9 protein-coding genes are annotated in these 12039 nt (G+C 41.9%); 5 read left to right on the top strand and 4 right to left on the bottom strand.

The window, feature by feature from the left end; genetic code table 11:
- Positions 1-28: 28 nt before the first annotated feature.
- From WA1_RS17005 to WA1_RS17015, 4 genes are all read right to left on the bottom strand, one after another.
- Positions 29-751 carry an acyltransferase gene (locus WA1_RS17005; protein WP_017748778.1) on the bottom strand — a complete coding sequence of 241 codons (723 nt, stop codon included), beginning with the start codon at positions 749-751 and terminating at the stop codon, positions 29-31.
- Between the two features lie 478 nt (positions 752-1229).
- On the bottom strand, positions 1230-1358 hold the full coding sequence (locus WA1_RS59875; RefSeq protein WP_272819162.1) for a hypothetical protein: 129 nt from the start codon (positions 1356-1358) through the stop codon (positions 1230-1232).
- A gap of 445 nt (positions 1359-1803) precedes the next feature.
- Positions 1804-2634, bottom strand: a complete 831-nt coding sequence (locus WA1_RS17010; RefSeq protein WP_017748779.1) for a response regulator transcription factor — start codon at positions 2632-2634, stop codon at positions 1804-1806.
- 107 nt (positions 2635-2741) lie between these two features.
- Complete coding sequence (locus WA1_RS17015; RefSeq protein WP_033336625.1) at positions 2742-3959, bottom strand: PAS domain-containing sensor histidine kinase; 1218 nt, start codon at positions 3957-3959, stop codon at positions 2742-2744.
- Between the two features lie 1155 nt (positions 3960-5114).
- Between WA1_RS17015 and scyA the strand changes: the two genes are divergently transcribed.
- The 5 genes from scyA to WA1_RS17040 all read left to right on the top strand — a co-directional run bounded on the left by scyA (position 5115) and on the right by WA1_RS17040 (position 11960).
- On the top strand, positions 5115-6992 hold the full coding sequence (gene scyA, locus WA1_RS17020; RefSeq protein ID WP_017748781.1) for a scytonemin biosynthesis protein ScyA: 1878 nt from the start codon (positions 5115-5117) through the stop codon (positions 6990-6992).
- A gap of 129 nt (positions 6993-7121) precedes the next feature.
- Entirely contained in the window at positions 7122-8180 is a 1059-nt protein-coding gene (scyB, locus tag WA1_RS17025) for a tryptophan dehydrogenase ScyB (RefSeq protein WP_017748782.1), read from the top strand.
- A gap of 11 nt (positions 8181-8191) precedes the next feature.
- Positions 8192-9148, top strand: a complete 957-nt coding sequence (scyC, locus tag WA1_RS17030) for a scytonemin biosynthesis cyclase/decarboxylase ScyC (protein ID WP_017748783.1) — start codon at positions 8192-8194, stop codon at positions 9146-9148.
- A 41-nt stretch (positions 9149-9189) separates the two neighbouring features.
- Positions 9190-10491, top strand: a complete 1302-nt coding sequence (locus WA1_RS17035) for a ScyD/ScyE family protein (RefSeq protein ID WP_017748784.1) — start codon at positions 9190-9192, stop codon at positions 10489-10491.
- Positions 10492-10655: 164 nt separating this feature from the next.
- Complete coding sequence (locus WA1_RS17040; protein ID WP_017748785.1) at positions 10656-11960, top strand: ScyD/ScyE family protein; 1305 nt, start codon at positions 10656-10658, stop codon at positions 11958-11960.
- Positions 11961-12039 lie beyond the last annotated feature (79 nt).

The raw sequence follows: 12039 nt of genomic DNA on the forward strand, positions 1-12039 counted from the left end.
ATATAAAGATACTAAAAACTTAGATAAGTTACAGTTTTTTGCCTTCTATTCTCTGCCTTCTGCCCTCTTGCACGAGTTGCTTTGTTGTTCGGATTTTGATAACCCGTGCTGGAACACCTACAGCCACTGAGTAAGGGGGAATATCTTTTGTTACAACTGCCCCTGCTCCAATCACACTCCCTTCACCAATCGTGACTCCATCCAATACAGTCACTGCATGTCCCAGCCAACAGTCATCCTCGATCGCAATTCCCTTACGAGAGATACCTTGATATTTAATTGGTTCTATGGGATCTGAAAATTCATGGTTGTTAGCATAGATTCCCGTATGCGCTGCTATCAAACATCGCTTACCAATTGTGATATTTCCAGGTCCGGCAATGCAAACCCCAGGACCGAGAAAAGTTTCTTGACCAATATGTATGACTGTATCTTCCAAGCAACCGATATTAACATTACACTCGATCGCAACTCCATCTGCTAAAAAAAGTTTATTGTTGTGATGTCTTCCACCATCAAGGCGAACACCCTTAAAAATATGCACTCCATTTCCCATTTCGATTGCAGAAGCACCAATAAACTCAACCCCCTCTTGAATATACACTGAAGAACCTATGTGGGAAAAAATTGAACGGTATAAGAGATTTCGCCACTTTGGTCCCAAGGTAATTGATGGTAACCCTCCAAGTAAACTGGTGAGAAAAACTTCTTTTAGACGCTGCAATTTTGGGAAAGTTTGATTGTTACTCATGATGAAAAAACCTTTGTAATCTTTTAAAGGACTAGAGAATCTTTAGACGGCAGATATTCTAAATCCCTCAAGAGAATACACAAAAGTAGTTCTATACTTTACTTGTAGAGCCGGGTTGCTTTTGTAGCAAAACCCGTTATGAAATTGATGAACAAGTAAAGAAATTCAATTTTCTCGTCGCAATTACATTTAGAGGCTTGTGTTACTTTAGGTCAGCCAAAAGTATGAAAAAGGTCTTGACAAACCAACTTCACCTAAAAATATTTGAAAAAATTGTTCTAAAACCACTAATATGACTCCGCCTTGAGGGAATTGTCAGCTAAGTAGCTTCAACTTCTTATAGGAATACAAACATACCAAATAATTCTACCAAAGCTACACTTTTCATTAGTGAGTCTGGAAAAATATAAAATTCTTTATTTTGGTGAAAATGCAATCCTTGTTGAACTCCTAGCAGTTTTATGCAATTCCTGTAACGTTAGGGCGGAGTGTCTCCAACTTCAGCCATTACATTGAAGTTAACCATCGGTGCAAACAAATAAGCACTTCCCCGATTGCTATGACGGCTTAATTGAAGCCAGTTTTCAGAGTATGCCGCTGCTATCATGTTGCACGCAAATGATTTACTTACTAACTATTTCACAATATTGACAGACTTTGAATACAGATATATTACACAGATATTATAAAAAAATTGAATACAAAAAATCAGTCTAAAGACATAGATTTAGACCGAGCGCGACGAGAGTAAACACCTAGAGCGCTAGTCCAGTAACCCCAAAAACCCGGTTTCTTTGTAGAGACTAGCCATGCTTAGTCTGTAAGCATACGAGATATCAAGCTTTCCGGCAGAGAGAAACCGGGTTTTTTGCCCCCATTTTAACTACTGGAGAACCGCTTCTCATCATTGTGATATGTGATACTCTCTCCCCGTGTAAGATTACCGCTCCTGTTCTTTCTTTTTCTTGGCGTCCTTGGCTCAGGAGCGGTTTTTTAATAGGTAATCTTCTGGCGGAAAGGGAGTAGTACTGGTGAATAAGAGGTGACCGATCTCATGCCTCAATTTTACAACGCTGGGACAATTGGTATTCCTTTCTCCAACTTTGAGGTGGAGTCCCGTTGTGTTGACGAAACTGCCGGGAAAAATGACATGCGTTTTGATAACCAAGAGCAGATGCAATTTGTTCAATCGTTTGATCTGTTTCTTGAAGCAAAGAACGTGCTGCAGCCATCCGGCGCTTTACAATCCAACCGTTAACTGTTTCTCCTGTAATTTTTGCAACTCTATTTGTTAAGTAAGCTGAAGAATAACCAACAGCCTCAGCTACATCGCACAAAGTGATTCCTTGATCGAAATTGGCTTCTATATATTCAAAAACTTCTTTGAGCTGGGGAACTGAGGGAAAAATAAATGCCGGAGATTGTGGTGAACCATCAGCAACAGCGACTGGCTGTGCAAGCTTCTCATAGCATGCCGCATACCAGTACTGCATTAGTTTCGCTTGCTTTTCCAATCTGGCAGTCATGGCTTTCAGTAATTGGTGAACTGTACACGGCTTGGTAATGTAATCATCAGCGCCTAATTCCATGCCCTGACGAAGAGACGCTTTGCTATCGCTACCAGTTAAAAAGATGAAAGGAACAATAGCTGTCACTGGATCTTGTCGCAATGCAGCCAAGACACCAAAGCCATCCATCTCTGGCATCAAAATATCGCAAATCACCAGGTCAGGTAAATGCTCCTGTGCTTTTTGGATACCAATACTACCATTTTCAGCATCAATTGTCTCAAAACCTTCAGCTTGAAGACCGTCCAAGAAAATCTGGCGAGTCATTGCATCATCTTCAATAATCAAAATCTTTTTTGACGATTCCTGCATCATGTTTAATCACCACAATATTTGGTAGCCAACGGTTACTGAATTCAAAAGTCGAGTTACGGAAAACACTAATACGTGAGGAGTGAATTTGTCACAATGTGCTGTTGACACTACTGGTAACTATCATCCCCTACATACGTTGTTGGTAATTTGACAGTGAAAGTTGTGCCAATTCCAACAGCACTTTCTACAGAAATTTCACCAAAGTGTAAGTCAACAAGAGTTTTTACTATCGAAAGACCCAGTCCAGTTCCAGGTATACTGTCAACATTGCTGCCTCGATAAAAAGGCTCGAAAATTTGTTGCCGATCTATAATTGGAATACCAATGCCAGAATCTTTGATTTGAAAAATGGTTTCTTGACTTTGACAGTGAAGTTCAAAGGTCACGGTACTACCAGGTGATGAATATTTGATAGCATTTGAGAGTAAGTTATTTAAAATATGCTGTAACAGCTTTGGGTCTAGGTAGGCACTATCAAAATTGCTGTGGCTTACAAAGTTAACTGACTTTTGATTACCACTAGCTAACTGCATCTGTGCAACTATATCGACGCAAAACCTATCTAAGTTTATCTGTCTAGGCTCACACACCAACTTTCGTGATTCTGCTTGTCTATACAGTAAGATTTCATCTAGTAGTTCGCTGATTTGTTGAACAGCGACTTGAATAATATCTAGATAAAAACGGTTTTTTTCTTCTGTCCATTGATGAAGATGCCGTTTGAGTAAATCGGCAGAGAAAGAAACAACATTTAAAGGGGTGCGTAATTCATGACTGAGCATAGAGACAAAACGTTCACTGAGTTCACTGAGTCGTTTTGTCTGCTCAAGAGCTTGACGCACTTCTGATTTTGCTTGCTTGTAATCGGTGATATCAATAGAAGATTTGTTCGCGTATTGCCGCAAGCTTAACTCTACTAGTTCCTCACTGCGATCGCAAGCAACTGCACAACCTAATTCTCTCCCTTGGGTTTCTACATAGTTAACCGTGACTTGTACTAAAAATATTTGCCCTGCTTTAGTCTGATATCGGGATTTAAAAGTGAGACAATTCTGCTGCTTCAGGGTTGACCATTGTTCCGACCATTTTTGCAACTCAAAATCCAAGTCAATATTCTGTAGTGTCATTGACAGCAGTTCATTACAGGAATACCCCATCATTTGACAGAAAGCCGTATTGACATAGAGAATTTGGGCTTTGGCATTCAAGCAAAATGTCGCCTCTACAACTTGATTGAGAAGAATTTGTGCAACTTGCAACTCTTCTTCTGGTTTTAGCACCGATTGAGAATTAGATTTCGATAACATATGGTCGCTAAAGTACATCACCCCTCCCGCTTGTTTGTATTAATCAGCACTTACCGCGATTGATGGGCTGTAATCTAAATTTCCTAACTTGTTGGAGCTATTATTTTGCCCGCAAAATTAACCTACCAGATTTTTTAAAAAACTTAATATAACTTTACAAATTCTTTAAAATAGAAGTTTAAGTACTTTTACTTAGTTTCGACCGTATTAACTGCATAGCTACTTAAACAGGACTTACGCAAAAATTGCTAGAAACCTTGATTTATCGAACCGCCAAGACGCCAAGAGCGCCAAGAATTCGTAGAGCGTGCGTAAGTTCTATGAAAGTAGGTTAACCTATAAAGACTGTAGATTTACTTGCAATAAATACAATAATCTTTCTTACGTAGAAATATTGATTTCATGAGTCTAAATTCCTTTACTTAACTCTTCCATGAATTCAACTACAAAATTGTTTACAAAGTCATCCACCACAAGAAATAGCCTCATCATCACGTATATATTATGTATTTTTCAACATCTATCATTTGGTATAACCTGTATTAAGATTATATGTGTTTTTTGTAACACTAACTTGACTGATAAATATTTAAGTAGTAACAGCAATGTCAAGCCTCCTATTTTTAGAAGAATCAGCTATAATATTAGATTGTCTAAAAAAATATTGCTCTAGTCTTTTCTATTTGCTATTCCTACTTCATTACTTCTATTATTTTGTCTATAGAGTATAAAATTGCAATTAACATTTAGAGTTAATTTCTTGTAGGAATGGAAATAAAAAGAATTGTGATTTGTCATCCGTCGCTAGGTAGGTAAGAAAGTTCAGTCGGGTAGAAAGAAGTGTTGAGACGCCTCTTAGTAAGCGTTAAAATGAGCGTAATAAGAGAGCAAAAAAATTGATAACCCGATCAAAAGATTCTTCATTGCAGTAAGGTATTGAGCTTCTGTAGTCTTGTTTCCATAAGCACAGCCTTGATTGTTTACCTTGAACGTAAAGATTTATTTACTATCAGGAAAGCGGTGACAAACCGTGCTTGGTGTTCGACAAGCTTGGTGAATTTTTAAAAGAAAAAGCAGACTTTGGCAGGACACATATTTGAGGCTGCGAGTGAAAGCGTAGTCTATGTAGGCTAACTGGCACCCTCTCCAAGATTCAGGGAGTACTTAGAAGCAATGAGCCAAAATTATATTCAAACAACCTCTAACAACGGCACTCAGCCATACGAGGTATATCAACCAAGTGGCTGTGTAAAAACCGCACCAAATGGTAGAAAGTCCGAATCCAAAGAACTTGCGAACGAGCCATCCAAAACCGGATCGATTGTGGAACAACCGCAGCGTTCGCTAACGGTAGCAGATGCGATCGCTAGAATGATGGAAGCGTTGGGAATTACCCATGCTTACGGAGTCGCTGGAGGCGCAATGGCTACTCTTTGGGGTTCGTTATCCAACAGCCTTCTCGAAGTCTTAAACGTCCGTCATGAATCAGGAGCTGCCTTTGCAGGGACTGAAGCTTACTTTGCCACAGGTCGTCCCAGTGTTGTATTCACAACAGCAGGACCGGGTATTACCAACGCCCTCACTGGGTTATTTGCTGCCCGTGGTGAAGGAGCGAAAGTGATTTTACTCTCGGCTTACACCTCAGCACCCCAACGCGGAAAGTGGGCTATTCAAGAAACCAGTAGCGAAACGTTGCCCACTGATGGAATTTTTACATCAGGGACATTATTTAACTACGCAACGACTGTAGAAAGCGCTGCACAACTGCCACAGATTTTTCGCAAACTAGCTTTGGGTTTGTCGCAACCAGGAAGTTTTGTTGCTCATTTGACTATCCCCACCGCCGTCCAAACATCTCCACTAGATGAAATTCCGACTTTTCAAGGAGTTTATTGCTCGAAGCTAGCACCTAGTAGAGAAACCATTTTGCAAGCAGCAGAACTGTTATCAGACGGACCTTTTGCCATATGGTTGGGTTTCGGTGCTCGTCACGCCGCAGAAGAAGTTCGCCAACTCGCCGAAATCACAGGGGCTGCAGTTATGTGCTCTCCTCGTGGCAAAGGTATTTTCCCCGAAGATCATCCTCAGTTTGTAGGTGTCACAGGTTTGGGCGGTCATAGTTCTGTGTTTGCGTATATGCAACAACAGACACCTTTCCGCACTCTTGTGTTAGGCTCGCGTCTGAGTGAACCGACTTCTTTCTGGAATCAAGCATTGGTTCCTCCAGGAGGCTTTGTACACGTAGATATCGATCCCACAGTACCTGGTGTAGCCTACTCAAAGGCTGAAACCTTTGCTATTCAGTCCGATATTAAAACTTTCTTACAAGCACTATTACAACACAAGCACCTTATTGCCAGTGCAGGCATAGGAGCTTTTGAACTACCACGCCCCGAAAAACAAGCACTCGAACCAAGCACGGACTCTCCAGTGAGACCGGAAATGCTGATGCAAGCAATTCAAAAAGTCATCGTTGAGGGTAGTAATGCCATAGTCTTAGCTGAGTGCGGTAACTCCTTTACCTGGGCAACACACCTCCTGCGATTTGGTCAACCAAACCGTTACCGTGTCAGCACCGGAGTAGGAGCAATGGGTCACGCTGTGACCGGAGTCATTGGATCGGCTCTTGCAACTAACAGCAAGTCTGTAGCTATTGTAGGTGATGGTGCAATGCTGATGAACAACGAAATTAGCACTGCTGTAAAATACCAAATTCCTGCAGTCTGGATTGTACTCAATGATGCCCGCTACAATATGTGCCATCAAGGCATGGCAATGCTAGGGCTTACAGGAGCCGATCCATTGATCCCAGAGACAGATTTTGTAACAGTTGCTCGCGGTATGGGCGCGGATGGAATCCGCATCAATCAAGAATCCGATCTTGAAGCTGCACTAGAGAAAGCGATGGCTTTTCCAGGTCCATTCGTTGTTGATGTAATTATTGACCCAGATCGACGCGCACCATCCAAAGGACGCAACGCCGGTCTAGCAGCACAAGGAGTTAAATCAGCCCCTGCTGAAAAGAGTGCGATTTCATTTCCAAATATTTAATGGTTAGTGGTTAGTGGTTAGTGGTTAGTGGTTAGTGGAGAAAAACAAATAACAAATAACAAATAACAAATAACAAATAACAACTAACCACTAACAACTAACAACCAACAGTAATTGAGGAGACTTAGCGTGAACTTATTTGAAACAGTCACAGAGATGGGGCACGAACAAGTGCTCTTTTGTAACGGCAAAGACCCGGAAATCAAAGCAATTATTGCTATTCATGATACAAGCTTGGGACCTGCAATGGGCGCGACAAGACTGTTGCCCTACCCCAATGAAGAAGCTGCACTGAAAGATGCTTTACGTTTAAGCCGTGGTATGACTTACAAGGCGGCTTGTGCAGGCATTCCAGTTGGTGGTGGTAAAGCAGTTATTATTGCTAATCCCGAAAACAAGACACAAGATTTATTTAAAGCTTACGGACGTTTTGTAGAAAGACTTAACGGTCGCTTTATCACGGGTCAAGATGTGAATCTTACTCCTAATGATGTCAGAGCAATTAGCAGAGAAACTAGATATGTGGTAGGGGTAGAAGAAAGGTCTGGCGGACCTGCTCCTGTGACTGCGTGGGGAGTTTTTCTAGGGCTTAAAGCTGCGGTTAAGTTTCGTTTGCAAACTCAAGACCTAAAGGGGCTGAAAGTTGCAGTTCAAGGTTTGGGCAATGTAGGTAGCAATCTTTGCCGTCACTTGCACGAGCATGGCTCTCAACTATTTGTTACTGATATAAGTAAAGAAAAAACTCAAGAACTCAAGCGTCTTTATGGTGCAACTATTGTTGAGCCAGACGAAATTTACTCCTTAGATGTCGATGTGCTATCTCCTTGTGCTTTAGGAGGAATCATCAACAGCGAAACCATTCCTCAAATCAAAGCATCGGTTATTGCAGGTGCTGCTAACAACCAGCTTGGATTGGAGCAAATCCACGGTCCAATGCTATCAGCGAAAGAAATTCTTTATGCTCCAGATTATGTTATTAATGCAGGGGGGCTAATCAACGTTTATAACGAAATGATTGGCTATGACGAAGATAGAGCATTCCAACAAGTGCATAACATTTACGATACACTGCTAGAAATTTTTGATAGAGCGAAAAAGCAGGACATCACAACCAATGATGCTTCCAAGCAATTGGCAGATGACAGAATCAACCGTGCTAGACATATCAAGGCTATGGCTGTGGTGTAAAGGAGACACAAATGGTTACTGAAAGAAATACATTTGCAACGTCTGCATATATTGCGACTGAACCAGAGACTGCTTATGAATACCTCTCCAGTTTAAAAAATCTGGACGAGTGGACGCTTTACAGTCGGATGCAAGAGCAAATTGATGAAGATACTTGGCTTGGAACTGCATCAGGATATCAAACAAAGCTTTACTATCACGTTAAAAAATTAGACCACCCGTATTTTCATGGCATTGAATGGCATTGCGGGTTGGAGTATCAGAAATACTATCAGGTTTATCCCGTATTACTGTTTTCTCCCGATTACATTGAGCCGGGAACTGATGAGAAAGGCGTGTACTTGCACTGGATTAGTTTTGTCGATCCAAAGCGGCGATCGCCATTAATCATGGAGGGAATTCACACGGTACATACTTCCGAGTGCCGTTCTCTCAAGGGTAACTTGGAGCGTAAAGCTGGTCTTACTTCCGCAGGTAAAGGACGCTATTACATCGACACCGATACTGTCTATGTTAACGCTCCTATAGAAATGGGTATTGAGTTCTTATCAGATCTCAAGAACATGGATGATTGGGCACATTTGCTGCATGCAGATGGTGAAATCGCTGGTTCTTCAGGTGAGTTTCGCGATGAATACAACCAAAAGGTAAAGGTAACTCAGCGACTGCAACCTGTCAGCAAATGGTATTTGCTAGAGCATGAATTTTATTATCCAGACTATGGATTTTATCAACGCTCTCCCGTGTTGTTGATTCCAACTGCCTATGCTTTCGGCGATCCCAACGCCCCAGGTTTTATCCAGCATCGGATTACATTTTGGAAAACCGGTGAGCAACTCCCTCATGGCAAACTCCAAATCGAAGATTTTGGCTCTGAAAGTTTAAATATTAAACGTCTTTTGGAAGCTAAAGCAGGTAATTTGGATACTTTAGCTCAAGGTTTGAGTTATATGCCAAATAGTCAGTGACCAGTAACCAGTGACCAGTGACCAATGACCAATCATAAAAGATGAAACTCAAGCATATCACCGCAACACTTCTCTCTTTTTGCGTTGTTACTCTTAGTGGAATAAAGATAGCAGAAGCTGCGTCATTTACAGTCATTGCTGATGGTCTTGACAACGCACAAGGTCTAAGCGTCGGTCCTGACGGTAGTGTTTATGTTGTCGAAGCAGGGAAGGGAGGAAGCAGTCCTTGTGTCCCACCTCCAAGTGGCCAAGGTGATAATCTGTGTTACGGAGCAAGCGGTGCTGTCACAAGAATTAAGGATCGCAAGCAAGAGCGCGTTCTCACAGGGCTTCCTTCCATAAGCGGAGCGAGTGGTGCTCAAGCCTCTGGTTCTCGCGATATAATTTTCGATAAGACTGGGAAACCTTATGTTTTGGTAGGGTTGGGAGCTAATCCGGCTAATCGCGATGCTACGCTTGGTAACACTGACCTTGGAAAAATTATTGCTCCTGATTTTAATACAAATACTTGGACTAGTATTAGCGATATTGCAGGTTATGAGCTTACTAATAATCCAGATGGGGAGAATATAAGTAGCAGTCCAATAAGTTTTTTAATAGATGGAAATAATTTTGTTTTAGTGGACTCAAGTGCAAATACTTTGCTAAGTGTTGGCACAGATGGGAGTAATTTGCAAGCGATCGCAGTTATTCCCAAACAAACCATCACGAACCCGGTCTTCCCCCCTTCTAACACCCCATCTGTTGAACCGTCAGAAGTTCCAGATTCTCCCGAACCGCCACCGATCGCGGAGTTTGCCACTCAAGCAGTACCTACAGGTGTTACTAAAGGTCCTGATGGTGCCTATTATGTAAGCATATATACTGGGTTTCCTTTTCCAGAAGGTGGTGCTAAAATATACAGAGTAAGTTCTGATGGTCAGCCAACAGTTTACGCAGATGGCTTCACGCAGTTGACCGACCTCTCGTTCGATGCGGAAGGCAACTTATATGCCTTGCAGTATGCCAATGAATCAGCCTGGAAAGGGAATTTAGAAGGTTCTCTCATCAAAGTAGCACTTGATGGCACTCGTACAACGATTGTAAGTGGTGACGGATTGCAAGCACCTGGTGGTCTGGCAATTAGTTCTGATGGTGCCATTTATGTGACCAACCAGAGTGGTCGTCCAGGACAAGGACAAGTCTTAAGAGTAAACAACCCAAAATCTGTTCCCGAATCCTCCTCCACTATAGGCATTTTAGTATTAAGTGCTTTCAGCATTTATCAATTACGCAAAGGTAAGCAAAAAGCACTTCTTATTTCAACTTACAGCCATTTTCAGGTAAATAGACCACAGATGTAGGGGCGCAATGCCTTGCGCCCTTACAAAGGGTGTGGTTCATTTAGGTGAAAACTGCTGTAACCAAACTAGTTATCAGTTATTAGTTACCACGAATAACTGGTCACTGGTCACTGGTCACTGGTCACTGTTCACTGTAAAACTACCAACACTTAATTTAAGCCAGTATGAGATTCAAGTCATTTGCCCTTGCATTTCTCACTTTTTGTGCTGCTAGCGGAGTACAGGCTGTAAAGGCTGCCGAAATATCGACAGTAACAACAGCACCTCTGAGCAACGCAATGCACGCTACCTTTAGTCCCGATGGCTCTTTATACATCATGGAAGGTGGTATAGGTGGTGACGGAGATGGCGGAAAAAGATGCACTCCATCACCCAGTACACAGTTTATCAATATATGTGCTGGTAATACTGGTGCCATTACTAGAGTTAAAGATGGTGTGCAGCAGCGTATATTCGATGGTCTTCCATCTCTAGCACAACAGACACCAGAACGCGATCAAGGTGCAGGACCTGCAGACCTACAATTCGATCCCAAAACAGGTAAGGCATATCTCGCATACGGTATGGCTGGCGATCCAAGAAACCGCGATGGCGTCTTAGCAACTCCCACACTGGCACAACTCTACGAACTCGATTTGAACACTGGTGCATTAAAGAGTATTGCCGATTTTGCTCAATACGAAATTGACAACAATGTTGATGGCACTGACTTGATTACCAACCCCTATGCATTAGCAATTAAAGATGGTTACGCTTACCTTACTGATGGGGGTGCAAACGTTGTTTATAAAGTTGGGCTAAACGGCGAAGGTATTGTAAAAGCAAACTCTCTTCCCAGATTTAATATCTCTCCACAAGAACTCAATTTCCCATCTGCCGAGGCATTAGGTATTCCAGAGGGTTCAATTGCTTTTGAACCATCACAACAATCAGTACCTACAGGTATTAAAGTGGGTCCAGATGGTAGTTTATATTTAACTGAATACACCTTCTTCCCTTATCCAGAAGGTAAGGCACGTGTTTGGAAACTAGACGATGACTTGAATCCAACACTTTTTGCTGAAGGCTTTACTCAACTCACCGATTTGGAATTCGACGATGAGGGCAATATGTTATTGCTGCAACACTACAACATTGCAGAATACAACGCTCTTGCACCAGGTGGCGATAAAAGTGGTTCCATTATCAAACTAAATAAGGATGGCTCTCGCGAAGTTGTCTACAGTAGCCCAGAAATCGGAGCAGGTGGTTCCTTGACTAAAGGGCCTGATGGTGCTTACTACGTTACAGCCGACTCTAGATTCGGATTTACAGGGAAAGTCGTCAAGCTCGATCTATCCGATAAAAATACAGCCAAAGTCCCTGAGCCTGCTGCTGTAGTTGGTTTAGTAGGAGTTGCTGCTTTTGCAGGTAAGATACTTAAGCGCAAGCGCCAAGAAGAGTTACTCGCTAAGGTAGAAACTCTCTAATCCTTATACCATTTTGGATTTTGGATTTTAGATTTTGGATTGAAAAAGCTTTGTAGGACTCAATTTCATCCAACTATCT

This window comes from Scytonema hofmannii PCC 7110, assembly GCF_000346485.2.
Classification (GTDB): Bacteria; Cyanobacteriota; Cyanobacteriia; order Cyanobacteriales; family Nostocaceae; genus Scytonema; species Scytonema hofmannii.